General features: G+C 42.9%; 21 protein-coding genes. 15 read left to right on the top strand and 6 right to left on the bottom strand.

What is annotated here, in order from left to right:
• Nucleotides 1-9 precede the first annotated feature (9 nt).
• Together ffh and N5J47_RS08140 are read left to right on the top strand one after the other, a co-directional pair.
• Complete coding sequence (gene ffh / locus N5J47_RS08145; RefSeq protein ID WP_279959494.1) at nt 10-1,416, top strand: signal recognition particle protein; 1,407 nt, start codon at nt 10-12, stop codon at nt 1,414-1,416.
• A gap of 158 nt (nt 1,417-1,574) precedes the next feature.
• Nucleotides 1,575-2,162 (top strand): alpha/beta hydrolase, encoded by a 588-nt coding sequence (locus N5J47_RS08140; protein WP_279959493.1) that lies wholly within the window; start codon nt 1,575-1,577, stop codon nt 2,160-2,162.
• On the opposite strand, the gene N5J47_RS08135 is transcribed toward N5J47_RS08140, so the two are convergent.
• Nucleotides 2,132-2,875, bottom strand: a complete 744-nt coding sequence (locus tag N5J47_RS08135; protein WP_279959492.1) for a pantothenate kinase — start codon at nt 2,873-2,875, stop codon at nt 2,132-2,134. The genes N5J47_RS08140 and N5J47_RS08135 overlap by 31 nt on opposite strands.
• 14 nt (nt 2,876-2,889) lie before the next feature.
• On the bottom strand, nt 2,890-3,666 hold the full coding sequence (locus N5J47_RS08130; protein ID WP_279959491.1) for a biotin--[acetyl-CoA-carboxylase] ligase: 777 nt from the start codon (nt 3,664-3,666) through the stop codon (nt 2,890-2,892).
• Nucleotides 3,667-3,672: 6 nt separating this feature from the next.
• Between N5J47_RS08130 and N5J47_RS08125 the strand changes: the two genes are divergently transcribed.
• Nucleotides 3,673-4,473, top strand: a complete 801-nt coding sequence (locus N5J47_RS08125; protein WP_279959490.1) for a sulfite exporter TauE/SafE family protein — start codon at nt 3,673-3,675, stop codon at nt 4,471-4,473.
• Nucleotides 4,474-4,478: 5 nt separating this feature from the next.
• On the opposite strand, the gene N5J47_RS08120 is transcribed toward N5J47_RS08125, so the two are convergent.
• Both N5J47_RS08120 and N5J47_RS08115 read right to left on the bottom strand, forming a co-directional pair.
• The gene (locus tag N5J47_RS08120) at nt 4,479-5,021 is read right to left on the bottom strand and encodes an ATP/GTP-binding protein (protein WP_279959489.1); all 543 of its coding nucleotides are present in this window, start codon (nt 5,019-5,021) and stop codon (nt 4,479-4,481) included.
• Nucleotides 5,022-5,035: 14 nt separating this feature from the next.
• Nucleotides 5,036-6,013, bottom strand: a complete 978-nt coding sequence (locus tag N5J47_RS08115; protein ID WP_279959573.1) for a hypothetical protein — start codon at nt 6,011-6,013, stop codon at nt 5,036-5,038.
• A 347-nt stretch (nt 6,014-6,360) separates the two neighbouring features.
• Here N5J47_RS08115 and N5J47_RS08110 point away from each other — a divergent pair, with 347 nt between their 5' ends.
• The 4 genes from N5J47_RS08110 to ligA all read left to right on the top strand — a co-directional run bounded on the left by N5J47_RS08110 (nt 6,361) and on the right by ligA (nt 13,659).
• Complete coding sequence (locus N5J47_RS08110; RefSeq protein WP_267980136.1) at nt 6,361-7,056, top strand: GntR family transcriptional regulator; 696 nt, start codon at nt 6,361-6,363, stop codon at nt 7,054-7,056.
• A gap of 24 nt (nt 7,057-7,080) precedes the next feature.
• The gene (gene smc, locus N5J47_RS08105; RefSeq protein ID WP_279959488.1) at nt 7,081-10,530 is read left to right on the top strand and encodes a chromosome segregation protein SMC; all 3,450 of its coding nucleotides are present in this window, start codon (nt 7,081-7,083) and stop codon (nt 10,528-10,530) included.
• A 1-nt stretch (nt 10,531) separates the two neighbouring features.
• Entirely contained in the window at nt 10,532-11,560 is a 1,029-nt protein-coding gene (locus N5J47_RS08100; protein ID WP_279959487.1) for a cell division protein ZipA C-terminal FtsZ-binding domain-containing protein, read from the top strand.
• 71 nt (nt 11,561-11,631) lie between these two features.
• On the top strand, nt 11,632-13,659 hold the full coding sequence (gene ligA, locus N5J47_RS08095; RefSeq protein WP_279959486.1) for an NAD-dependent DNA ligase LigA: 2,028 nt from the start codon (nt 11,632-11,634) through the stop codon (nt 13,657-13,659).
• A gap of 61 nt (nt 13,660-13,720) precedes the next feature.
• Here the strand turns inward: ligA and N5J47_RS08090 are convergent, their stop codons facing one another.
• Nucleotides 13,721-14,776 carry an aldehyde reductase gene (locus N5J47_RS08090; protein WP_279959485.1) on the bottom strand — a complete coding sequence of 352 codons (1,056 nt, stop codon included), beginning with the start codon at nt 14,774-14,776 and terminating at the stop codon, nt 13,721-13,723.
• Nucleotides 14,777-15,128: 352 nt separating this feature from the next.
• On the opposite strand from N5J47_RS08090, the gene bfr reads away from it, so the two are divergent.
• On the top strand, nt 15,129-15,593 hold the full coding sequence (bfr, locus tag N5J47_RS08085) for a bacterioferritin (protein WP_279959484.1): 465 nt from the start codon (nt 15,129-15,131) through the stop codon (nt 15,591-15,593).
• A 54-nt stretch (nt 15,594-15,647) separates the two neighbouring features.
• Here the strand turns inward: bfr and N5J47_RS08080 are convergent, their stop codons facing one another.
• Nucleotides 15,648-16,226, bottom strand: coding sequence for a peroxiredoxin (locus N5J47_RS08080; protein WP_279959483.1), 579 nt, complete (start codon nt 16,224-16,226; stop codon nt 15,648-15,650).
• A gap of 99 nt (nt 16,227-16,325) precedes the next feature.
• Between N5J47_RS08080 and N5J47_RS08075 the strand changes: the two genes are divergently transcribed.
• The 7 genes from N5J47_RS08075 to N5J47_RS08045 all read left to right on the top strand — a co-directional run bounded on the left by N5J47_RS08075 (nt 16,326) and on the right by N5J47_RS08045 (nt 25,068).
• Nucleotides 16,326-17,075 carry a hydrolase gene (locus N5J47_RS08075; RefSeq protein WP_279959482.1) on the top strand — a complete coding sequence of 250 codons (750 nt, stop codon included), beginning with the start codon at nt 16,326-16,328 and terminating at the stop codon, nt 17,073-17,075.
• A 312-nt stretch (nt 17,076-17,387) separates the two neighbouring features.
• Nucleotides 17,388-18,683 (top strand): adenosylmethionine--8-amino-7-oxononanoate transaminase, encoded by a 1,296-nt coding sequence (bioA, locus tag N5J47_RS08070; protein ID WP_279959481.1) that lies wholly within the window; start codon nt 17,388-17,390, stop codon nt 18,681-18,683.
• Nucleotides 18,670-19,824: an 8-amino-7-oxononanoate synthase gene (locus N5J47_RS08065; RefSeq protein WP_279959480.1), complete on the top strand. Its 1,155-nt coding sequence runs from the start codon at nt 18,670-18,672 to the stop codon at nt 19,822-19,824. Before bioA ends, N5J47_RS08065 begins: the two co-directional genes overlap by 14 nt.
• Nucleotides 19,821-20,624, top strand: a complete 804-nt coding sequence (gene bioC, locus N5J47_RS08060; protein WP_279959479.1) for a malonyl-ACP O-methyltransferase BioC — start codon at nt 19,821-19,823, stop codon at nt 20,622-20,624. Before N5J47_RS08065 ends, bioC begins: the two co-directional genes overlap by 4 nt.
• A complete protein-coding gene (gene bioD, locus N5J47_RS08055; RefSeq protein WP_279959478.1) occupies nt 20,621-21,262 on the top strand; it encodes a dethiobiotin synthase in 642 nt (213 codons plus the stop codon). The genes bioC and bioD overlap by 4 nt, the downstream gene beginning before the upstream one ends.
• A gap of 186 nt (nt 21,263-21,448) precedes the next feature.
• A complete protein-coding gene (locus N5J47_RS08050; RefSeq protein ID WP_279959477.1) occupies nt 21,449-23,245 on the top strand; it encodes an ABC transporter substrate-binding protein in 1,797 nt (598 codons plus the stop codon).
• 11 nt (nt 23,246-23,256) lie between these two features.
• The gene (locus N5J47_RS08045) at nt 23,257-25,068 is read left to right on the top strand and encodes an ABC transporter substrate-binding protein (RefSeq protein ID WP_279959476.1); all 1,812 of its coding nucleotides are present in this window, start codon (nt 23,257-23,259) and stop codon (nt 25,066-25,068) included.
• Nucleotides 25,069-25,244: the final 176 nt, after the last annotated feature.

The raw sequence follows: 25,244 nt of genomic DNA, 5'->3' as shown, positions 1-25,244 counted from the left end.
GATTTCGCAATGTTTGATACCTTAACAGAACGACTCACACAGAGTTTAAGAAATGTTACTGGCTCAGGGCAACTGACCGAAGACAATATTAAAGATACCTTACGTGAAGTACGTATGGCACTTCTTGAAGCCGATGTGGCGTTACCTGTAACGCGTGAGTTTATCGCGAAAGTTAAGGAAGAGGCGCTTGGGCAGGAAGTGATGACTCAGCTTTCCCCAGGTCAGGCATTTGTCAAGATTGTCTATGATGAACTCACCAAGATGATGGGTGAGGCCAACGAGACTTTGGATTTAAGCGCAAAACCGCCTGTGGTGGTATTGCTTGCGGGTTTGCAGGGTGCAGGTAAGACCACCACTGCGGCAAAACTGGCACGCTTCTTAAAAGAACGTCAGAAGAAAAAAGTCATGACGGTTTCTGCTGACGTTTATCGTCCAGCGGCAATCAAGCAGTTGGAAACAGTATCGAATGAAGTGGGTGTGGGCTTTATCCCATCACAGGCATCCGAGAAGCCAATTGATATTGTGAATCGTGCCATTGAACAGGCCAAAATCCAGTTTGCCGATGTGTTGATTGTCGATACCGCAGGTCGTCTGCATGTCGATGAAGACATGATGGATGAAATCAAGGAATTGCACGCAGCGGTTAAGCCAACAGAGACCCTGTTTGTTGTCGATGCGATGACAGGTCAGGATGCCGCCAATACAGCCAAAGCGTTTAATGATGCTTTAGCTTTAACGGGTGTGATCCTCACCAAAACAGATGGTGATGCACGAGGTGGTGCGGCATTGTCTGTGCGTGCCATTACAGGCAAGCCAATCAAGTTTTTGGGGATTGGTGAGAAACTGGATGCACTTGAGCCATTTCATCCAGACCGTGTTGCACAACGTATCTTGGGCATGGGTGATGTCCTTTCTTTGGTCGAAGAAGTTGAACGCAAAATCGACAAAGAAAAAGCCGAAAAAATGGCGAAAAAGCTGCAAAAAGGCGGAACTTTCAATTTTGAAGACATGCTGATGCAGTTTGAGCAAATGAGTAAGATGGGCGGTATGATGGGCTTTCTGGACAAGCTGCCAGGTATGAGCAATTCTGGTATCCAGGATGCGATTGCACAGGCGAACCCTGAAAAGCAGGTCAAGCGTATGGAAGCGATTATCCAGTCCATGACTGTTAAAGAGCGTCGTAATCCAGACCTGATCAATGCCAGCCGTAAAAAGCGTATTGCAGCAGGCTGTGGTATGGATGTTGCCGAAGTGAATAAACTGATGAAGCAACAGGCGCAAATGGCAAAAATGATGAAGAAGTTTGCCAATCCATCAGGTATGAGCAAAATGTTGAAATCACTGGGCAATATGCAGAAACAGTTTGGTGGTGGCAATATGGGACCATTATTTGGCAACAATGAGCCAAAGAAATAATCGTTTCCAGTTTTGAAAAGGCGCTTAATGCGCCTTTTTATTTTTTAGTTTAAATCAATGAATGTATAAATTTAATACAAAACATCAACATTAAATAAAATCCAAACATAAGAATATTGATGCTAAATATATGTTTTATATGGGAAAAATTGTTAATTATGTCACATTTTTCTAAAAATAAAGTGTTTATCATACATTGTGAACATGCCGATCCAGACCAGCATTGGTATGGCTGGCTGGAACAACAACTTAAAAATCTGAATGTGGCTGCTGAGCGTATTTTTTTAGCCGATGCAAGTCATCCTGACGCTGAAATCTGGCAAACCTGTTTGGAGGCGCAGCTCAAGGGTTTGGATGAGCAGAGTATCGTCATTGCGCATGGATTGTCTTGTGTGGCAGTGGCGCAATTTTTGGTAAAGCGACTTAAGCAGCATAGCATTAAGGCTGGCATTTTTATTGCAGGCTTTAATGAGGCGATTTCCAAACATCCTGAATTTGACCCATTTTTGGACCATTCGAAATTTGAGAGTCATGTTTTAAGGGCACATTTACAAACCCGACTGGTTTTCTTTTCCAGTAACGATCCTGTTGTACCTGTACCATTGACCTTTAAATTTTCACACTTGTTGGGTGCCCAACTGGTTGAGGTTGCACAGGCTGGGCATTTCCGTCAGGAGGATGGATATACCGAGTTTCCACAATTATTACAGACGCTTCAAAGCCTGCTTAAAGTGGAACTGAGCTGAACATAGTGTTTTAAACCCTTTAGCAATAAATCAGGTTCAACCTGCGGCTGGTAATGTCCCAAAAATTTGGCAAACAAGTTGGCATCACCGCCTGTTAAGATTAGGTGTTTAGGGGAGTGCTGCATAATCTGGTCAATGGTGCTAATCAGGCCCAGCAGAATCCCATGATGGACAGCATCAACTGTGTTGTGTCCAGGCTTTAGGTTATCAAAAGCGGAATCAGGGATTTTAATGCCTTTGGTGTTTTGAATGAGTGAATCCCGTTGCAAATACAGGTTTGGCAAAATATAGCCACCTAAATGTTGTAATCCCTCAACTAGATCAATGGTCAATGCTGTACCACAGCCGATCACACAAAAGTTTTCGTTCGGTTTTGCCACTGCCAAGACCTGTAACCAGCGGTCAATCCCAAGCTGGCTTGGCACATCATAGCCGCATTGCAAGCCTGCATATTCTGCATGAACCTTTGCAAAGATAATCGGAATATCCAGAACAGCCAGAATCATTTGAATACGCTGGTTGTTTTCTGCATCCAGCACTGAGGAAATACCCACCCGACTGAACTGTTGATGGCGAAAATGCTGGATCAGGCCTAAGAGTAAATCTGCGGGAGACTGTAGATGAAGTTCAGCCGCGTGCTCAAGCACCTGGTCATTTTCAGTGACCCAGTATTTTAGCCGTGTATTGCCAATATCAAGCCATAAACTTTTCATAGGATAACGATTTCTCAAATTTCAGCCAGACGTAAGCGACCCTGATAAAACTGCTGTGTTTTATCAGTTTTAATGAGGACAGCACCATCATTGGAGATACCCTGAAAATGTCCCTGAACCTTGCCTTGTGCATGTTCAAATTCCACCTGCTGATTTAGCCAAATGGCATGATGGTTAAAACGTTCAGCCAGATTGTAGCTGCCATGTTCAAACCATTGGGCTGCCTGCTGGATGGCAGTATACAGTTCGGCAATCAAGCTCAGACGCTCGATTTGATGCAAACCCAGCATATGCAATGAGGTGATGGGCTGGTCTGCATTCTCAACAGGTGGCGTATTCAGATTGATTCCAACACCAACAATGGCCTGATTCGCGGAGAGTGGCTCTACCAAAATCCCGCCCCATTTGCCTTGAGGGCTATACAAGTCATTTGGCCATTTGACTTGTAAGCTCAAACCTTGCAAGCTTGGTATTTGTAGAATATTCAATGCAACTTCAAGAGCGAGGCGACCATCCAGTGCTGTCTTGCTTTGAATCAGTGTGCTTAAATAAACGTTCCCTTCAGGAGAGGCCCATTGTCGCTGGTGCTGACCACGACCCTGAGTCTGCTGCGCACTGCATACCAAACCTGTCGTAATGCCTTTTTGTGCAATTTCACGCATATCATCATTGGTCGATGTAGTGGTGGTTTTTACTAAAACCACTTCGGGAAACTGGTTTTTTGTGTTGAGTAATTGCTGTAACTGGCGGGTTGCGAAATCATCCATCATTTTTACAAGTAGAGTGGTCATGTGTTTATGGAGTTAATCATATATTTGCTGATTGGTGCAATTGCTGGATTTACCGCAGGACTGTTTGGGGTGGGTGGTGGCCTAATTATTGTGCCAATTTTATATATCGTCTTTACTCAAATGAATTATGACCCGAATGTGATTATGCATGTTGCAGTCGGAACTTCTCTAGCGACCATTATTGTGACCTCAATCAGCTCGGTGATGGCACATCATAAAAAAGGTGCGGTGTTGTGGCAGGTATTCCGTAATTTGGCGCCAGGATTGGTGCTGGGCTCATTTATGGGGGCTGGAATTGCCGATCTTATGTCAGGCCAGCATTTGCAACTGGTGATCGGTGTTTTTGCGGTGTGGATGGCGTATAAGATGTTTAGAGGCGCGCATGCGCTTGTTGATGCAAATCGTCATTTGCCATCAGCACCCTTGCAGTTTGTTGCGGGTGGGGGAATTGGAGTGGCTTCTGCCATTTTTGGGATTGGCGGTGGCAGTTTAACCGTGCCTTACCTGAACCGTCATGGTGTGGTGATGCAAAAGGCGGTGGCAACTTCGGCTGCCTGTGGTCTCCCGATCGCCGTGGCTGGAGCGTTAGGTTTTATGTGGTTTGGTGCCAAAGAGCAGATTGATGTTCCAAATACCATTGGCTATGTGCATATCTATGCTTTTCTTGGGATCAGTGTGATGAGTTTTATCACGGCTAAATTTGGTGCCAAAGTCGCACATCGCCTATCTCCCGCGATGTTGAAAAAATGCTTTGCAGGTTTGTTGGTGATCGTCGGCTGTTATTTTATTTATAAAGGGCTGATGTAGGCCCTTTAATTCACCAGTCCATAATGCACTTCAATGTTTGCAATCAGGGTCTCCACCAAAAGCAATACATCATCCTGTTGCCGTGCATCGACAAAGAATAGTGGATAGTTCAACTCTCTTGCCTTTAACCAATCTCGATAGATGGACAGGGTGCGTTCTGGCTTACGGTCAATATGGGTAATGGCAATCACAATATTGTTGCCAAAAGGCTGGAATGCCTGCACATACTGTTCTAGATCAATCAGTGGGTTTTCTGCGGCATGGTCAATCATTACAATGGTTCCAATCGCGCCCTTACAAATCACTGACCAGATAAAATCAAAACGGTCTTGTCCTGGCGTGCCGTATAAACCGACCTTAACGCCATCCTCCAGGGTCAGTTCACCATAATCAATGCCCACCGTGGTGAGTAGCTTTTCATGGGATTCGGTATCGGTATTCAGCGCTTCGGTACTCAGCACTTCAATTTCCGACAAGGCCTTGATGGCGGTGGATTTCCCTGAACCCATGGTTCCGCCAAAGACAATTTTATATTGATGTAAAATCATAAACTTATCCCTGATCAAAAGCCTAAACGGTTGCGTAGGCGACCAAACAGCTTTTTCATAAAATGTTGTTCAGTCTCATTTTGCTGGATTTGAGGGCTATATTTTGCTTCCCGATCCTTGATGAGTTTTCCGAAATTTGCACCCAGGCAGGCTGCAACGAAATGTCTTACTTTTTGTTCAGAAAGATTCAGTTGGGCTGCAACAGTCTCAATCTTTGCACCTTGGGCAAAACAGGCTGACATTCGCAAAATGTCCTGACGATCAATCCTGTTTTTTGGCTGTGGCCAAATATCAAGGTAAAAGCTGGATGCAGACTGTGGACAGAGTCCCTCAAAATCCATAGACGTCCAAAGCAAATTCCATAGCCATTGTTTTAAATCCTGCTGGGGGGCATCTGTAATCCAATGCTGATCGTTCTGAGTTGCATAGGTATAGTTCAAACTGGGATCGGTTTGTGATGAGGTGAATTCAGGGTTTTGCCACAGCCATTCACTCCGCGGGTCGGCAATGGCCAATAAGCCATTATTATCAAATAACTGAATTTTTCCATTTCTCGGATTCTGGATTTCCTGTAGAACCTCCCTGATCTGTCTGCGGTGAAAGGTCTCGCCTACAGGTGGGTTGGCTGGTGCTTCTGTCGCTTCTGGAGTTGATTGTGAATGTTCATTTAAATGATGGCTTAACCAGTGATGTAGTGAGTGGATATGATTAAGTGGAAGATAGAGGGTGTCATTTTCAATGGAACTGTTTTTATCGACATCGTTGGCAATCTGAAGCACATTGATATTGCTGTTTTTAATCAGGCTTTTAATGTTGGGTGAATCGAAAAAGATATGATTGATCATTAAGATATCAAGCTGTGGTTCTGCAATGTTGCTCCAGTTCACCTGAACATGATTGGGAACCGCTGTCTGAATCTGTTCTTTTAATTCGTTCAATGTCCTGAGACTTAACCCAAAAATTGCGATATTGACAGCCTGATGAACACCCATGATGCTACTCATATAGAATTACTGAACACTTCAGTAAAATAATAAAATGTTGTTGTGTTAATAAAAATATTATTTTATGTGACTTGTATCAATAAAAATTCGATAAAATTTCAACTTTCAGATATATGGTTGTCGGGCAAAAAAGCAGATAAATGGCTGATATTAAAAATAGAAAAGATGGGTTTTATCTGTATGTTCAAGATAAAATCAGGTTTTTTTAGAACGATTGGCTTAAAAAGCAATAAAATTGTCAGACAATGATATAGAATTTATACAGCGAGATCAGTTAAAACAAAAAAGCGCAAACAGCATTGGACAATGCGTATAACAAAGATAGCGAGGGGCTCATGAATCTCGAAGAGGCTGATAGTCTTTCTGAACAGATTGCAAAATACATTAGTGAACAAATTATTAGCGGCGAGCTGGTTGAAGGCGAACGTATTCAGGAGCTGCGCATTGCGAAAGAGTTGGATGTCAGCCGTGGCTCTGTCCGTGAAGCATTGTTGTTGCTGGAACGTACCTATTTAATTGAAATTTTTCCACGCCGTGGCGCAATTGTCTCTGAAATGTCGGCCCAGCAGGTCAAGGCACTGTTTGACACCAATGTGATGGTGTTGGGGCATATTGTGCAGCGGATTAGTGAGACCTGGCGGGTCAATGAGGCGGAACAGCTACAGGCCTTGTTAGACCAACTGGTGGAGTTTGTCCGTGCTGGGGATATTGAGAAGTTTTATGATGCCATCTTTAAATATCTGGCTGAACAGCACGAGATGGTGGCGAATCCCTACATGATGCAGTTTTACAAGGAACTGTTGCCATCGTTACGCCGTAGCTATTTTTTAACCCTAAACACCTCACGTCGCGAGCTACAGGAATCGTTTACCCTGTTCAAGCTGGTGATTGATGCTATTTTGATCCGAAAATCACAACAAGCCGCTTTATTTATGGAAGATTTTTGTCGACACTTGCGTAACCTTGTGTTGGAATCTCTGACACGTATGAAACAGATTGAATTGGCTTGGGCAAGACGCTCACGCCGCTAATTTTTTAGGTCAAAACACGGCGTTATGCGTTTAAGCAGTTTAAAACTTTCAGGCTTTAAATCTTTTGCCGATAGTACCACTTTGAATTTTAAGGCCAACCGTACTGCGGTCGTTGGTCCAAACGGTTGCGGTAAATCCAATGTCATTGATGCCATTCGCTGGGTGATGGGTGAATCCAGCGCACGCCAGTTGCGTGGTGGTAGTATGCAGGATGTGATTTTTACAGGGACATCCAAACGTAAACCTGTTGGTGTGGCCAGCGTTGAACTTCGTTTTGACAATACCTATGGCAAGTTGGGTGGCGCTTATAATGCCTACAATGAGCTTGCGGTGCGTCGTCAGGTTACGCGTGAAGGCAAGTCTGAATATTTCCTCAATGGTACGCGCTGCCGCCGTCGTGATATTACCGATATTTTTCTGGGTACAGGTTTAGGGCCACGTTCTTATGCGGTGATTGAGCAGGGGATGATTAACCGTTTGGTTGACGCTAAACCAGAAGAAATGCGCGTGTTTATTGAGGAAGCCGCAGGCGTATCCCGTTATCAGGCCCGTCGTCGGGAAACCTTGCAGCATCTGGAACATACCGAACAAAATCTGGCACGTCTGGAAGATATTGCGGCAGAGCTGAAATCACAGCTCAGAACCTTGAAGCGTCAATCAGAAGCCGCGATTCAATACAAAACTTTAGAAAGTCAAATCCGAACCTTAAAAATCGAGATTCTTTCGTTCCAAGCCAATCAAAGTCAAAAGCTACAACAAGAATATACAGTTGAAATGACCACGTTAGGCGAACAATTTAAGTTGGTTCGTTCAGAGTCACATACGATTGAACATGATCTTGAAGCCACAAGTGCCTTATTCCAGCGGTTGATTCAGCAGTCTTCACCATTGCAACAGGAGTGGCAACAGGCTGAGAAGAAACTGGCTGAATTGAAAATGACGCTGGAGCAAAAACAGAGTTTATTCCAGCAAAACAGCAGCAGCTTGGTTCAGCTTGAGCAGCAAAAACTACAAACCAAGGAACGTTTGCAGTTATCCGAGTTGCAGGTTGAAACCTTAACCACGCAGTTTGATGAGGAAAATGAGCAATTGCTTGAGCTGGAACAGCAGACCCAAGCCGCCGAGCAGAATTTTACCGATGTTCAGGCACAGCAAAAGCAGGCACAACAGCAATTTGAACAACTTAAAACCCAAGTTGAAAAGCAACAACAACAAAAGCTGCAAATGGCGGCACAGATTGAGCAACTAAGCAAAAATGTACTGCGGATTGAACAGCAAAAGCAGACCTTGCAAACGCAAAGCAGCCAGATTCGTGCTCAGGTTCAGGATGATGAACAGGTGCAGTTGGAACAGTTACAGCAGCAGTTACAGCACGAGATTGTTGAGCTGGAAACTAAAATTGAACAGTTACAGCAGGATGTACAAAGCCAGCAGGATCAGCAACAGTTAAACAAGGCGGATGTACAGAGTTTAAAAACAGAGATTCAGGTGTTATTGGCTGAACAAAAGAACCTGAATCAATTGGTGGCAAAGCAGAGTCCCAAACAGAACCAAGATATCGTTCGATTGATGCAAAACTTGCGTTTAACTGCTCAAGGTAAAACACATGCTGCCATCATTGAAAAGTTTTTAGCAAAGTGGTTACAGGCTCAACTTGTAGAAAATGGGCAATCATTTCAAGAGGGCGTTGCTCGCCAATTAAAATCATCTCAGCAGCAAAATATTCAGATCAAGCATTTAGCTTGTTTGAGTGCATGGATTGAAACACCACAATCTTCACTGTGGGCCAATGTAGCTGTGGCAGAAAATTTGGCAACGGCACTGCGTCATCAGGTGGATCTAAACCAAGCACAATCCATTTTAACGCTGGATGGTTATCATGTTGGTGCAGATTGGGTGATTGGTCTGCACTATGATGAAGAGAGTCAGATTGCGCAAGGGATGCTTAGTCATCAAGTACGTTTAGAGGAAATTGAGCAACAACTGGCACAGAAACAGCCACAGTTGCTTGATCTGGAAAACCAGTTTTCACAACAACAGCAAAATGTGCAACAGCAGCAACACAGCCTGCAACAACAGCAACAGAGTTTGAAGCAGAAGCAAAAGGAGCTGCAACAGCTGGATGTACAAATTGCCAAGCTGCAAAGTACCGCACAGGCATTTGTGTTGCAGCAACAGCAACTGGCAGATCAACTGAAACAGCTCGATGTCCAGCTTGAAGAAGATGCAATGCAGCGGGATGATCTGGAAATTGATTTACATGCACTGGCACTCAAACTCGAAGCAGTATTGCCAAATTATAAAACCTTGCAGTTTCAGGTCGAAAATCTAAATGAGCAACTGGATGAGCAGCAGCAACAGCTGACCCAACAGCAACAGCAACGTGAAAATCTGCGCCGTCAGACCTCTCAAGCCAATCAGCAAATTGAGTTACTGGAAAAAGATATTTCATTCCTGAAAACGCAGTATCGACAAATTATTGAACAGATTGAGCAGGCGAAGAAATTTGTTGACCCAATTCAACTGGAATTACCAAATCTGGAATCACAATTCCAAGAGCAATTCCAGCAAACTGAAAAATTGCAAAAAACATGGAATGAATGGCAGCTTGAACTGAATCAGGTACAGGAAAAGCAACAACAACTGACTGAACAGCGCCATCAGGCGCAACAAAAAGATGAGCAGGTACGTGAGCAACTGGAACAGAAACGTTTGGCATGGCAGGCAGCTAAATCAGATCGTGAGCATTATCTGGAACAGCTTAAAGAACTCAATGCGGAAGCTTTGTCTGAGCTGACGATTGAAATTAGGGACCATCAACAGAAACTGGAAAAAGCACAGCAACAATTTGAAAAAATTGGTGCGGTCAACTTGGCAGCATCGCAGGAATATGAAGAAGTGTCACAGCGTTTTGATGAACTCAGTCATCAGATGCAGGACCTGCAAAATACTGTCGATCAGCTCAAAGATGCCATGAAGAGTATTGATCAGGAAACGCGTAAGTTGTTTATGACCACATTTGACAAGGTGAATCAAGAGCTACAACTGTTGTTCCCGAAAGTGTTTAATGGTGGTGAGGCGACCCTAAGCCTAGAAGATGACTGGCAGTCTGGGGTGAAATTAATGGCGCGTCCGCCAGGTAAACGTAACAGTTCTCTGGCATTATTGTCAGGTGGTGAAAAGGCCCTAACGGCACTGGCTTTGGTGTTTGCCATCTTTAGGCTGAATCCTGCGCCTTTCTGTGTATTGGATGAGGTGGATGCACCACTGGATGATGCCAACGTGCAGCGGTATTGTAATTTGGTAAAAGAGCTTTCTGAACAAGTGCAATTCATTTACATTACACATAATAAATTGGCAATGACAATGGCAACTGATTTACTTGGAGTGACCATGCCAGAGCCAGGCACATCAAAATTAGTGACTGTGGATTTAGAACAGGCAAAAGAATACGGGTTAGTTGCGGAGTCCTAGTATGGAAATGAATACAATAATAGGCATTGTTGCCGCCGTTGTGATTATGCTCGTTGGTTTGATCATGATTTTAAGAAAACCAAAACCAGTTGAGCCATCACTGGAAGCGGATTTACATATTAATCCTGAAAGTCAGCAGCCTGTGATTCCTCGTCACGTACGAGATCAGATTTTGCAAAATGATGTGGTCACCGCTGCAACCGACCGTGTTGAGCCAAGTTTTAAAACAGCACCGATTGAGGCTGAACCTCTAGTTGAAACACCTGTGCAGGCAGTTGCAGTTGAGGAAAAAACAGAAGAAACAATCAGTGAAGATACTGTGGTTGAGCCGACTGTACAAGTTGAGACCAGTACGGAGAGTGAAGTCGTAACATCTGAGCCACAAGTTGAAGATGCAACAGCAGCATTGGAAAATCCAGAAAAAACTGAAGAAAATGAAGTTGAGGAAAGTGGCACTGAAGAAAGCAAGGCTGAATCAGAACTTAGCCTGAATCCAAATATTGAAACAGTTGAGATTGCTGAGTTTGATGGCGAAAGTAATATTCTGGATGTGCATCTGCATGAGCAGCAACGCTATGATGATGAAAGTGCGTTGGCAACAGCGGAACAGATCATCGCACTCAATGTTTATCCAAATCCACGCCGTGCCTTGTCGGGTGATAAAGCATTAAAGGTATTGCTGAAATATGGCCTGCGTTTTGGTGAAATGTCATGTTTCCATCGTTATGAAAACACCGATGAGCCAAGTGCATTGATGTTTTCGGTACTGCGTGTGACTGATAATGGCCCAGCGGGTTTTGACCTGGAAACATTGTCTGCGGAACAGGTGCAGGGTCTGGCATTTTTCCTTGCACTGCCAAACAGCAAGGCGGTGACAGGTTATGACATGATGACCAGTATCGCAGGCTTAATTGCGCGTGAGATTGATGGTAAAGTTTACGATGAAAACAATCTTGAATTCACGCCGCAGTTGAAAGAGCATTGGCGTCATCATGTGATTGATTATCGTCCAAATCAAGCAACGGTTTAATCAATCTTTTATAATAAATTCAGTGAAAAGTTATAGGGCGGTTTTCCGCCCTTTTATATGGTGAAATTTAAATGGAACACAACTCAGTTATTGAGCAGATGCGTCAGTTGATTCAACTGATTGCAAAACACAATCATGCTTACTATGTGATGGACCAACCCTCTATTTCAGACAGTGAATATGACCATTTATTTCATCAACTCAAGGCTTTGGAACAACAATATCCAGAATTTATTCAGGCAGATACGCCGACCAATAAGGTCGGAGGACAAGCCCTGTCAAAATTTGAGAGTGTGACCCATACAGTTCCAATGCTGTCATTGGGCAATGTCTTTAATCAGGATGACCTGTTTGCCTTTGCCCGTCGTATTGATGAGCGTTTACCGAATCAACAAGTCCATTATGAAGTCGAATTAAAACTCGATGGCTTGGCGATTTCCCTCTGGTATGAACATGGCGTGCTGGTTCGTGGCGTGACTCGTGGTGATGGTGAAACAGGCGAGGACATCACCCATAATGTCAAAACCATTCGTAACTTACCAAAAGTTCTATCCAGCAAGGATCATGCGATTCCACAGTTTCTGGAAGTGCGTGGTGAAGTGTTAATGCCAAAACAGGGCTTTGAAAAGCTTAATGTTGATCAGGCAGCTAAAGGTGAAAAAACCTTTGCCAATCCACGTAATGCCGCGGCAGGTAGTTTAAGGCAGCTTGATCCGAATATTGCCGCATCACGTCCATTGGCGTTCTATGCCTATGGTATTGCTCAGTGTCAGCCTCATCATGGCTTAACCACCATGCATGACAGTTTGCATTGGCTGACGCAACTGGGCTTTGAGATTGCTGAGCGCCAGTTCCTGTGTACCTCGATTGAGGAAGTACAACAGCGCTATGAGCAGATTCAACAGGAACGTCCAGAGCTACAGGTTGAAATTGATGGCATGGTGGTTAAGGTCGATGATCTTAAACAGCAACAGCAATTGGGCTTTTTAAGCCGTGAACCGCGCTGGGCAACTGCCTATAAATTTCCTGCACAGGCTGCACTGACCAAGGTGGAACAGATTAACTGGCAGGTGGGACGTACAGGAACCTTAACGCCTGTGGCACGTTTAGCACCTGTGTTTGTGGGCGGCGTAACTGTATCCAACGTCACCCTGCATAACATTGGTGAAATTCATCGTCTGGATGTGCGTGTGGGCGATACTGTTAGCGTTTACCGTACAGGGGATGTGATTCCAAAAGTGGAAAAAGTCTGGGCCGAGTTTCGTCCTGTCGATGCTGAAATTGTTCATCTCCCTGAAAATTGTCCTGTCTGTGATTCGCCAGTGGTGATGCCAGAGGGCGAGGCGTTGGCACGTTGTTCAGGTGGCTTGTATTGTGCAGCACAACGGATTGAAGCCATTCGCCATTTTGTCTCACGTAAAGCCATGGATATTGAGGGCTTGGGTGATCGTTGGGTCGAGTCTCTATTACACCTTGATTTACTCAAGGATGTTGCTGATATTTATCATTTGCATGAGCATCGTGAAACTCTGCTGACCATTGAGAAAATGGGTGAGAAATCTGTTCAAAACCTGATTGATGCGATTGAAGCCAGCAAGAAAACCACTTTGGCACGTTTTATTTATGCACTCGGGATTCGTGGTGTGGGTGAAACCACCGCACGTATGTTGGCAAATACCTTTCAGACTTTTGATGCGTTAAAGTCAGCAGATATTGAGGCACTCAAGAAAACCCCTGATGTCGGTGAAATTACCGCAGAATGGATCGCTGACTTCTTCCAGGCTTCGCATAACATTGAGGTGCTGGATCGCCTGCTTGCCGCAGGCATCCACTGGGATGCACCGACTGCACCGACTCGTCAGCCATTAAATGGCGAAAGTTGGGTGGTGACAGGAACACTGGAAAGTATGGGGCGTGATGAGGCAACGCAGAAGCTTCAGGCTTTAGGTGCGCGTGTTAGTGGTAGTGTTTCAAGTAAAACCAAGTGTGTAGTTGCGGGTGAGAAAGCAGGAAGCAAATTGGACAAGGCACAGAAACTGGAAATTCGGGTGATGAATGAACAAGAGTTTTTAGAGTTCTTGGCGCAGTATGAGGCTTAAACTTTTATTTTAACTTATATGGTCGAACTGTGTTCGACCACTATGATGTAATGGTACAGCTTTAAATATATTTTTTCACAATCCCATCATCAAGCAATTGCTGGAAATGCTCACAGACACTTTCACGGATATCGTGATATTGAATCCCCAAATCTTTCACACTACGTTGTGAATTAAAGTAGATTGGATAACCCATATTCAGTTTTACAAATTGACGGGAATGCCCAAATACTGGTGCGATCAAAGAAAATGCTGTCTTAGGCACAGTAAAATGTGGGAAAGGGTATCTGTAGCCAAATTTTTGCGTTAATGCCTGACCCATTTCTAGTAGGCTTAATGTCCCACCACAAATGATATAGCGACCTTGCGCCTGAGAGTTTAAAGCAGCAGCCACATGCGCATCGGCAACGTCACGAACATCAACAATGCCATTCCACATCGGTGGTACACCAAACAGGGTGGTGCCATTGCCAAACTGTTGTAAAACTTCAATACTGCCAGACTGGCTTGCATCGGTCAGTGATGGACCCATCACCAGTGCAGGGTTGATGCAGACAAGACTCCAGCGATTTTGTTGATCGGCCATTTCCCATGCTTTACGCTCTGCTGCAACTTTAGAGTATGGGTAAGGTTGATGGGTTTCACTGCTGGTATTGTTCCAATGGCTTTCATCAAACTCATTGTTTGCGGTATTTTGAATCTCCACCGCATCGCCATAGGTTGAGGCAATGCTTGAGGTCAGCACCACTCGTTTTACTGACTCTGTACGATTGACACTGTCCAGTACATTTTCTGTTCCTTTTACCGCAGGCTCAATGATGTCTTTTACTGCATCCTTATAGTTGGTCACAACAAAAGGCGAGGCGGTATGGATCACGATTTCACAGCCTTGCATGGCTTCATCAAAAGAACCAGATTCAAGTAAATCGGCTTTAAAAAACTGAATTTGCCCCGATGACTGTTCTGCAATGTCATAAAGATGCTGAATCTTTTCTATTTTTGAGGGATCACGAACTGTTGCATGAACATTATAACCCTGATTCAACAGGCGTTCGATAATCCAGCCCGCAATATAACCCGTTGCACCCGTGACCAAGATTGGCTTACTTTTATCCATTTTATTTCCGCATTGTGTTTTTGTGATTGATGTTATTTACCGAATTTTGTGTAAACAAACAACAGCCGAGCAGTCATTTTTTAATGTTTTTTGATCAAAATTGCAGTGGAATAAGAAGCATTGCTAACCGTTACAAAAAACTAAATAAAGGATTTTGATTAAATTCATTGAGTTGTGAAGCAATGCGCAATGTGCAAAGGCTTATTTTAATTAGATAAATTGGGAGAATTAAAACTGTAAATGCGTATGTTTCTCATTTTAATTTTATAAAAATCATAAACTTACATACTTTTGGTTTTGCAATTATTGTGTAAATTGACCATAATGTTGTCATTCGATAGGAGTAAGTATTATGCGTGGCAATCCAGAAGTCATCGACTATTTAAATATGCTCATTGGCGGTGAATTGGCTGCCCGTGATCAATATTTAATCCATTCCCGTATGTATGAAGATTGGGGCTTGAGCAAGATTTACGAGCGTATTGACCATGAGATGCAGGAAGAAGCTTCCCATGCAGACTCAATCATTCGCCGTGTTTTGTTTTTGGGCGCACAGCCAAATATGAACCGTGAAGACATCAATGTGGGTACAGATGTTGTGAGTTGTTTAAAAGCGGATTTGGCCCTTGAATATCATGTTCGTGAGAAGCTTGCGAAAGGTATTAAATTGTGTGAAGAAAAAGGCGATTTTATTAGCCGTGATATGTTGCGCCAGCAGCTTTCTGACACAGAAGAAGACCATACTTACTGGTTGGAAAAGCAGTTGCGCTTAATTGAATTAATTGGTTTGCAGAACTATATTCAATCGCAAATTTAAGCTTTATTTGTCATAAAAAACTCAGCTAACCAAGCTGAGTTTTTTATTTCTGAATTATTTTTTAGTTTGTGCTTCTTTTAAATCTTTCAATACCTGATCTGCATGGGTCTGTGTATTCACGCTGGTGTAGTGATACATGATTGCCCCTTGCGGATTAATCAAAAAGCTTTCTCTTTTCGCCACCTTAGCAACTCCGAAATTTCGAACAATACCAAATTTTCCAGCAAGTTCCCCTTGATCATCTGCAAGAATTGGGAAAGGTAGCCCCAGTTTTTCTGAGAACTTTTGATGTGAGGCGACATCATCCAAGCTCACTCCCAATACCACTGCATTCGACTTTAAAAATTGAGGATAGAGTGACTTGAATTGATTGGCTTCCTGGGTACAGCCAGCGGTGTTATCTTTTGGGTAGAAATACAGCACAATCCATTTACCTTTATATTGGTTGAGGGTATGCCATTGACCTTTCTGGTCTTGCAACTTGAAATCAGGCGCGGATTGTCCCACCCATTGTTTTTGAGCGGTATCTTGTTTGGAAAATAAGGTGCTTTGTGCTGTGGTTAGGCTTGGTGTGCTCAGTAGAATAAGAGAACTACATAAAATAAGAACTTTGGACGTTATCGTATTCATCATTGTGATCTCAAAGTATCGTTGGAGTAATAGCGCATATTTTAGCAAATTGAATCGTGTCAGCTAGAAAAAATAACCAATCTATGCGATGTTTTATACAAAATGATTGATCAGCATAAAGGTATACATTTGTCGAAGAAGATTTTGCTCATTACTGGATGGGGCGGTGGTGCTGAGCTATTAAAACCTTTGCATGATGCTTTAGAACAACAAGGGCATTCTGTTGAGCGAATTAATATTTTTAATGCTTTGGATAATGAAATCCTACAACAGCATGTAGAACTTGCAGTGAAATTTGATGTAATTGTTGGATGGTCGCTTGGCGGACAACTGGCAACCTTACTGGTTAATGAAATCCAACAACAATACGATGAACAGAAAGCTTTAATCACTTTAGCCTCAAATCCACGTTTTGTTGCTCAGCCAGATTGGACAACTGCGATGCCAGTTGAAACTTTCTTTGCATTTAAACAGTCATTTGAACAGGATGCGATTACAACCTTAAAACGTTTTGGCTTATTGGTGTGCCAAGGGGCCAGTTCTGCAAAAAAAGATTTTTTGGTTATGCAAAAATTGATTCAACCACAGCCAATAGCATTGTTAAAGCAAGGCTTGCAGTTACTTGAACAGTTGAATTTGGTTAGTATGTATAAAAATTATCAGGGTAGGCAGTTACATGTCTTTGCTGAGCATGATGCTTTAATTCCTTACCAAGTTATGCAAAAAACTGAAGATTTAGCTGCAAAGAATCTATCTGTTATTTTGATTGATGGAGCTTCGCATGGTTTCCCATGTTTTATGGTTGAGCAGACTGTGCAGATAATTGAGGATTTTATTCAGCAAATTGTTTAATCTTGCAATGGAATGAAAGTTATCGCAATGTATTTTAGATTTTGACAAGTTTAAGATTAACAGCTACTGAGATTTATTGAACGTTCTTATCACTATTGAAATTTACTTTTAATATTCGCTATCGTGGAGGCGACATGGATGTCGCCGTTAGGCTGTGGCATCAAGGATGTGCCATCAGCCTAACAAAAGATTTTTGCTTACTTTTTATCTTTAAAAAGTAAGTCCAGCTGAAAGCTTATCCTGAAATTGGGTGAGTACTCGAAATGACACTGTACAGCACATCATTAAATATTGAATTTACAGAGGTAAAGGATGACAGACCCATTTGATTTACAACATATATGGCATCCCTATACTTCGATGTTAAATCCACTGCCAACTTTTAAAGTCAAACGTGCCTACGGTGCGACCATTGAATTAGAAGATGGTCGAACTTTGGTTGATGGCATGTCGTCATGGTGGTGTGCGATTCATGGCTATAACCATCCTGAACTAAACCAAGCAGTTACAGATCAATTGCAGAACATGGCGCATATCATGTTTGGTGGTCTGACCCACGAACCTGCAATTGAATTGGGTAAACTCTTATTAAAAATCACGCCACCGAGTTTAGATAAAATTTTCTACGCAGATTCGGGCTCGGTTGCTGTAGAAGTAGCCTTAAAAATGGCCGTGCAATATTGGGCTGCATTAAACAAATCAGAGAAAACCAATTTTATTACCACCCGTTCCGGCTATCATGGCGATACCTGGAATGCGATGTCTGTTTGTGATCCAGTCACAGGAATGCATCAAATTTTTGGTACAAGTTTACCGAATCGAATTTTTGTACCCGCGCCACAAAGTCGCTTCGATGGAGAATGGAATCCGCAAGACATTCAGGAACTCAAACAACAGATCGAACAGCATCATCACAGTATTGCTGCACTGATTATTGAGCCAATTGTGCAAGGTGCGGGAGGGATGCGTTTTTATCATCCTGAGTATTTGCGCCAAGCCAAAGAATTATGTGAGCAATTCAATTTGTTGTTGATCTTTGATGAGATCGCAACAGGTTTTGGGCGGACAGGCAAAATGTTTGCTTGGGAACATGCACAAGTTGAACCCGATATCATGTGTATTGGTAAGGGCTTAACAGGTGGCTATATGACGCTATCTGCGACCTTAACCACTAAGCAAGTGGCTGAAACCATTAGTCGAGGTGAAGCGGGTGTATTTATGCATGGTCCAACCTTTATGGCGAATCCGCTGGCCTGTGCAGTTGCATTAAAAAGTACGCAATTATTGGTTGAGCAAGATTGGCAAAGCAACATTCAACGTATTGAAAAGATCCTTGTTGAGCAATTAAGTGATTTAGTAGAACTTGATCATGTTGCAGATGTACGTGTATTAGGTGCGATTGGAGTGGTTGAATTAACCTCTAGTGTTGACATGAAAAGCTTACAGCAGCAGTTTGTTGAACGGGGGATTTGGGTACGACCATTTGGAAAATTGGTCTATGTGATGCCGCCGTATGTGATTAGCGATGATGAACTCCATTATTTATTGGCACAAATGAGTGAAGTGGTAAAAAATATGCAAGGAGTAAATGCCAATGTCCTTGCTTGATCATTATGCCGAGCAGCTTGAGCAACTTAAGCAACAGGGTAATTTCCGCCAATTCACTTCAAATCAACAGCAGGGACGATGGATTACCATTCAAGATCGAACCATGTTGAATCTGGCATCCAATGATTATTTAGGTTTGGCAGCTGATTTAAGTTTAAGAGAAGAATTTCTTGATACGCTGAAAATCGAACGAGCGCTCTTTAGTTCATCTTCTTCACGCTTGCTCACTGGTAATTTTGCGGAATATGAACACTTTGAAAATAGCCTAAGCAAAGCCTTTGGCCGTGCTACCTTACTCTTCAATAGTGGCTATCACATGAATATCGGTATTTTGCCAGCCTTGTGTGATAGCAAAACCGTGATTCTGGCCGATAAACTGGTGCATGCCAGTATGATTGATGGCATTCGACTATCGACTGCTCAATATGTACGTTATCGTCATAATGATTTGCAACATCTGGAACAGTTATTGCAAAAGTATCATCAAGATGAGCAAGTTGAACGCATTATTGTGGTGACCGAAAGTATTTTTAGTATGGATGGTGATGAGACTGATTTAGCGGCACTGGCTCAGTTAAAACAACGTTTTGCCAAAACCATGCTGTATGTCGATGAAGCCCATGCCATTGGCGTCAGGGGCGAGCAAGGTCTTGGCTGTGCTGAACAATATGGTGTATTGGATCAGATTGATTTCCTAGTTGGAACTTTTGGTAAGGCGATTGCCTCGGTAGGTGGCTATATCATTTGTGACTCAATCATCCGTGATTATCTGATCAATAAAATGCGCCCATTGATTTTTAGTACCGCTTTACCTCCGATTTCGATGGCATGGTCAGATTTTATTTTTAATAAAGTGCTGAACATGCAGCAACAGCGTCAGCACTTGGCTGAGATCAGTCAGTATTTACAACAAGCAGTGCTTGCAAAAGGTTTTACCAGCCCATCCAGCAGTCATATCATTCCAATTATTGTGGGTGAAAGTCAGGCAGCAATCGGAAAAGCACGTTATGTGCAACAACAGGGTTTTTATGCAATGCCCGTCCGTCCACCAACAGTGCCACAAAATAGTTCACGGCTACGCATTTCACTCACCGCTTTGGTGCAAAAAAATGAATTGGAACAACTGGTGGAGTGTTTGTGAGCATCAATAAAGCACTGGTTGCCCAACGTTTTGCCAAAGCAGGGCAAAGCTATGTTGAACATGCTGTGGTACAGAAACAGATTAGTGCACAATTATTTGAATATCTTAAAACCTATTGTCCTCAATCTTTGCCATCAGTCCTTGAGATTGGCTGTGGTTCAGGCAATCTCACCTATTTATTTGAGTCTTATTTTCAGGTTGAGCAACTGTTCTTAAATGACTTATATGCAGATGTTGAGCAGCATTTTTTAAATCTTAAATCTCCTCACTTGCGAAGTGATACTTCTCACCCTTTTGTTAAGGGGGGAACTAAGATTGATTGGTTGATCGGTGATATTGAACAGCTGACATTACCTCCGTCCTTGGATGCCGTAATTTCCAGTTCGGCATTACAGTGGATGCTTGATTTACCTGCTTTATTGCAGCGGATTTATGCGGCGTTAAAGCCGAAAGCGTACTTCGGATTTTCTACTTTTGGGCCAAACAATTTAACTGAAATTAAGCAGCTAACAGGACAAGGCTTAAATTATGTTGGCTTGGAATCTTTAAAGCGACAGTTGGAACAGCAAGGCTTTGAAATTTTATTGATACAGCAAGATCATAAGCAGGTTTATTTTGATCATCCAAAATCGGTATTGCAGCATTTAAAAGCAACAGGCGTGACCGCAACAGCTCAATCACATCGCTGGACCAAGCAATCCTTGCAGCAGTTTTATTCAGATTATCAACAGTTTTATGATGAGCAGGGTTTTCGTCTGACTTATCATCCGATTTATGTGATTGCACGGAGAACAGCATGAGTGCAGCAATTTATTTTGTCAGTGGTATTGATACTGAGATTGGTAAAACTTATGCCACAGGCTATCTCGCCAAGCTTTGGACAGAACAGGGGCAGCGCGTTATTACCCAGAAGTTGGTACAAACAGGGAATGTAGATATCTCCGAAGATATCCAAAAACATCGTGAAATTATGGGCAGTGGCTGGTTTCAGGAAGATCATGAGAAGCTGACCATGCCTGAAATTTTTACTTATCCTGCCTCGCCGCATTTGGCCACACGTTTGGATGGACGTGATCTGGATTTTGCCAAGATTGAAGCAGCGACCAAAGAATTGGCTCAGCGGTTTGATGTGGTGCTGTTAGAGGGAGCAGGTGGTTTGATGGTGCCACTCACCACTGAAATATTGACCATTGATTATATTGTCCATCATCAATTTCCTGTGATTTTGGTGACTTCTGGACGTTTGGGCAGTATTAATCATACCTTATTGAGTCTGGAAGCTTTAAAGAGCCGTGGTTTGAGTTTGTATGCCTTGGTGTATAACTTAAAGGATGAATCCAAAGACCCCCTGATTTCTAAAGATACCGCTGATTATTTAAAAGCTTATTTGGCGAAACATTTTCCAGAAGCAGAATGGATTGAGCTGGAAAAGTTTTAATTCTGACAATGATTAATGAAATAAAAACTTATCATTATAAAACAGTATCCTATTTTTATCTTATATTAAAAATATTAATTCATTGATTCTTTTGTAAAAATATAGAATGATGGAGTCCATAAAAGCAAATTCATCAATACACCTGAATACTGGCGAAAAGCTGGATATGGATTAAAAAATCAGGATATGAGTATTATATTGAAGCCTAAGTTTTTTAAAGCCGCCTTAATTGCTGCCATGGTTGCAGGGATGCCAGTCAGCCATGCAAAAAGCCCTGCCCAAGCCGACAAGGTGCTGAGAGTGGCATTTCCTGCACCTGATGATGGTTTTGATATGGTCAAAACCTCCAACTTTTATAGTGGCAATATTGCCGATGTGATTTTTGAAAGATTACTTCAATACGATTACTTGGCAAATCCAGTCAGGCTAGTGCCTGCAACAGCAGAAAGCCTGCCAGTGATCGAAAAAAATGGGCAGGTTTATACCTTTAAAATCAAGCCAAATATTTATTTTACTGATGATGCTGCATTTAAAGGCAAGCGTAGAGAGTTGGTTGCTGAAGACTATGTCTATGCGGTAAAGCGTATTCTCGACCCAAAAAATCATGCGCCATCTTTTTCCTTTATTGACAATAAATTGCTGGGTGCAAATGCACGGGTTGAGCAAGCCAAAAAGACAGGGAAATTTGATTATGATGCACCGATTGAGGGAGTAAAGGCCCTTGACAAATACACCATTCAATTTACCCTGACCCAGCCTGATTATAATTTTCCCTATATTCTTGCCTATAGCACCTTTGGCGCAACGGCTCGGGAAGTAGTTGAATACTATAAGGATCGTATCGGAATGCACCCTGTCGGCACAGGGCCATATATGCTGGGTAAATATGTGCCTCGCAGTAAAATCGAGTTGGTCGCCAATCCTGATTATCGTGGTTTTACTTGGAACTTTAAATCCACAGGCACGGCTTGGGATAATCAACTGGTCAAGCAAATGAGTGGTAAGCAGATGCCACAAATTGGAAAGGTGACGGTCAGTATTATTGAAGAAGAACAGTCACGCTGGCTGGCATTTCAGTCCAAACAACTTGATTTTGATAGCTTAACGGCCAATGCCATTGCCAAAGCTCTGGATCAAAACAATCAACTGAATGCGGAGATGCAGAAAAAGGGCATTCGCCTGTATGCAAATAAGGAAGCAGAAGTCACCTACACCATGTTTAACATGCGTGATCCTGTGGTCGGTGGCAGCAGTCTGGATAAAATTGCGTTAAGACGAGCGATTGCCATGTCATTGAATATGAATGAGTATATTCGTATTCTGCGTAAGGGGCAGGCGGTTAAGGCCGAAATGCTGGTGCCTGCTGGCGTGAATGGCCATAATCCAGATTATCGCAGTAGCATTGGCTATAACCCTGTCTTGGCAAATAAGTTGCTGGATCATTTTGGCTATAAAAAGGCGGCAGATGGTTATCGTATTTTTCCAAATGGCAAGCCTTTAACCCTTAAAATTAATACTGAAAGTAGTTCATCTTCGGTGATTTATTCAGAACTGTGGAAAAAGGGACTGGATGCGATTGGGATTCGGGCAGATTTTAAGGTCAGTAATTTTGCCGACAACCTTAAAGCCGCTTTTCAATGTCAATATATGATGTGGGGCGGTGCATGGCATGCCGATTATCCAGAGGGAGAGAATTTTGCTCAACTGCTTTATGGTGGCAATGTAGGGCGAGGCAATTTGTCCTGTTATCAATCCGCAGCCTATGATGCGCTCTATCAAAATGCAATGAAATTACCGCCTGATCAACGTATGCCGTTTTATGAAAAAATGAGCCGACAGATTGAAGCCGACAATCCGTGGGTGCTACAGGATACCCGTATCCGTAACTGGGTCATTCAGCCTGAAATTCAGGGCTTTAAGGCACATCCGATTATGAATACCAATTGGCAATATCTGGATATTGTTCCAACACAAAAGAAATAATGTGAACACGTATGAAGCAGAATTTTAAACTTTCATTGCAGCAGTATGGGATGGCGGTTTTGCTTGGCACAATGTCGATTGGCATAAGCAATGGGACAATGGCAAAAAGTCCAGCCGATCCAAACAAGGTGCTGCGCTATGCCTTTCCTGTGGCGGAAACAGGTTTTGATCCTGCCGCAGTTCAGGATTTGTATTCAGCGCATGTACTGTATTCTATTTTTGATACCTTATATACCTATGATTATCTGGCTACACCTGCCAAGCTGATTCCCAATGCTGCGGCTGCCTTGCCAGAAGTCAGTGCGGATGGCTTGACTTATACTATCCGTCTTAAAAAAGGGATTTATTTTTCCCCTGACCCTGTGTTTAAGGGGAAGCCACGAGAACTCACCGCAGCAGATTATGCTTATTCCTTTAAGCGTTTGCTTGATCCGCAACTGCATTCACCAAGTAGTTGGCTGTTTGAGGGACGCATCGCAGGAATGGATGCGGTGATTCAACAGGCGAACAAAACAGGGAAATTTAATTATGATCAACCGATTGCAGGCTTGCAAACCCCTGATCGTTATACGCTAGTGATTCGTTTAACCGAAGCAAATCATAATTTTCCGATGCTGCTGGCACACCAGCCAACAGGGGCGGTGGCGCGTGAGGTGATTGAGCATTATCGGGACAAGGCTGGTTTTGTCATGGGGCATCCGATTGGTACAGGGCCATATTTATTGGCTCGCTGGACACCCGCTTCACGGATTATTTTAAAAGCCAATCCTGACTATCGTGGCTTTGTCTGGGATTTTAAAGCCAGCAATCCCGAAGATCAGAAAGTTGTCCAGCAAATGCAGGGCAAAAAAATGCCACAGATTGGTGTGGTGGATATTCAGGTGATTGAGGAAGCACAGTCGGGTTGGTTATCCTTTCAGAAAGATGGGCTGGATTTATTGACCTTAACAGGGGATTTGCCTGCTCAGGCACTCAAGGATGGTAAGTTAAAACCTGAATTTGAGCAAAAGGGTATTCAACTTTCCCGTATTTCTGATCCGTCGATTGATTATTTATATTGGAATATGCAAAACCCTGTGGTCGGTGGAGTAAGTAAGGAAAAAATTGCCTTGCGTCGTGCGATGGCAATGGCACATTCACCTGAAAAAGACATTCAGATTTTAATGAAAGGGGATGCCAAGCGTTTGCAGTTCCCCATTCCTTATGGCGTTGCAGGGCATGATCCAGACTATAAGGGTAGTGTTCCTTATTCGGTGAAAGCTGCCAATTTATTGCTGGATCGTTACCATTATAAAGTTGGGGCGGATGGCTGGCGTACTTTACCGAATGGCAAGCCTTTGCTGATTGAGTTTATGCCATCCAGTAACAGCGCACGAAGTATGCAAATGGCTGAATTATTAAAGAAAGATTTAGCCAGTATTAAAGTGAATATGGTGTCTAAACCCGTGCCGTTTGCTGAGGGTTTAAAAGCAGAAAAGCAATGTAAAACTATGTTCAAGGGTTCTGCATGGATTGCGGATTATCCTGATGGCGATAATTTCATGCAGTTGTTTTATGGCAAAAATGTCAATGCCACCAATAATTCCTGTTTTAAGTTAGCTGAATATGACCGTTTGTATGAGCAGTCACTTAAACTGTCTAATGGGCCTGAACGAGATCAGCTTTATCGGCAGATGGCACGGTTGCTGGAGTTTTATTCTCCTGTACAAATGATTTCCAGTCGTTATCGCAATGTCTTGGCTCAGCCGCGTGTGATTGGCTATAAAAAGCATCCAATTTTGCCTGCGGAATGGATGTATATTGATATTGAGGAAAGGAAATAATACTAACCTGAGTTTGACAAAAATATGATACTCGGAAACGTCATCCGCAATTGTTCGAGACAGGACTTCACTAATAAAGTGCTGTTTCTGCGATTTATTAAAGTGGCTGATGGTAGTCAACGAGTTTTGCGGATGACAATGCCTTTGCTTACTTTGGGCGAAACCAAAGTAAGGCC

This window comes from Acinetobacter sp. GD03645, assembly GCF_029845285.1.
Taxonomy (GTDB): Bacteria; Pseudomonadota; Gammaproteobacteria; order Pseudomonadales; family Moraxellaceae; genus Acinetobacter; species Acinetobacter corruptisaponis.
The sequence above is the reverse complement of the archived record's forward strand: the minus strand, read 5'-3'. Positions and strand labels throughout refer to the sequence as shown.

Excerpts from the sequence above, each read along its gene's own strand:
- ffh (WP_279959494.1), top strand. The coding sequence starts at position 10 with ATGTTTGATACCTTAACAGAACGACTCACACAGAGTTTAAGAAATGTT.
- N5J47_RS08140 (WP_279959493.1), top strand. The coding sequence starts at position 1,575 with ATGTCACATTTTTCTAAAAATAAAGTGTTTATCATACATTGTGAACAT.
- N5J47_RS08135 (WP_279959492.1), bottom strand. The coding sequence starts at position 2,875 with ATGAAAAGTTTATGGCTTGATATTGGCAATACACGGCTAAAATACTGG.
- N5J47_RS08130 (WP_279959491.1), bottom strand. The coding sequence starts at position 3,666 with ATGACCACTCTACTTGTAAAAATGATGGATGATTTCGCAACCCGCCAG.
- N5J47_RS08125 (WP_279959490.1), top strand. The coding sequence starts at position 3,673 with ATGGAGTTAATCATATATTTGCTGATTGGTGCAATTGCTGGATTTACC.
- N5J47_RS08120 (WP_279959489.1), bottom strand. The coding sequence starts at position 5,021 with ATGATTTTACATCAATATAAAATTGTCTTTGGCGGAACCATGGGTTCA.
- N5J47_RS08115 (WP_279959573.1), bottom strand. The coding sequence starts at position 6,013 with ATGGGTGTTCATCAGGCTGTCAATATCGCAATTTTTGGGTTAAGTCTC.
- N5J47_RS08110 (WP_267980136.1), top strand. The coding sequence starts at position 6,361 with ATGAATCTCGAAGAGGCTGATAGTCTTTCTGAACAGATTGCAAAATAC.
- smc (WP_279959488.1), top strand. The coding sequence starts at position 7,081 with ATGCGTTTAAGCAGTTTAAAACTTTCAGGCTTTAAATCTTTTGCCGAT.
- N5J47_RS08100 (WP_279959487.1), top strand. The coding sequence starts at position 10,532 with ATGGAAATGAATACAATAATAGGCATTGTTGCCGCCGTTGTGATTATG.
- ligA (WP_279959486.1), top strand. The coding sequence starts at position 11,632 with ATGGAACACAACTCAGTTATTGAGCAGATGCGTCAGTTGATTCAACTG.
- N5J47_RS08090 (WP_279959485.1), bottom strand. The coding sequence starts at position 14,776 with ATGGATAAAAGTAAGCCAATCTTGGTCACGGGTGCAACGGGTTATATT.
- bfr (WP_279959484.1), top strand. The coding sequence starts at position 15,129 with ATGCGTGGCAATCCAGAAGTCATCGACTATTTAAATATGCTCATTGGC.
- N5J47_RS08080 (WP_279959483.1), bottom strand. The coding sequence starts at position 16,226 with ATGATGAATACGATAACGTCCAAAGTTCTTATTTTATGTAGTTCTCTT.
- N5J47_RS08075 (WP_279959482.1), top strand. The coding sequence starts at position 16,326 with ATGATTGATCAGCATAAAGGTATACATTTGTCGAAGAAGATTTTGCTC.
- bioA (WP_279959481.1), top strand. The coding sequence starts at position 17,388 with ATGACAGACCCATTTGATTTACAACATATATGGCATCCCTATACTTCG.
- N5J47_RS08065 (WP_279959480.1), top strand. The coding sequence starts at position 18,670 with ATGTCCTTGCTTGATCATTATGCCGAGCAGCTTGAGCAACTTAAGCAA.
- bioD (WP_279959478.1), top strand. The coding sequence starts at position 20,621 with ATGAGTGCAGCAATTTATTTTGTCAGTGGTATTGATACTGAGATTGGT.
- N5J47_RS08050 (WP_279959477.1), top strand. The coding sequence starts at position 21,449 with ATGAGTATTATATTGAAGCCTAAGTTTTTTAAAGCCGCCTTAATTGCT.
- N5J47_RS08045 (WP_279959476.1), top strand. The coding sequence starts at position 23,257 with ATGAAGCAGAATTTTAAACTTTCATTGCAGCAGTATGGGATGGCGGTT.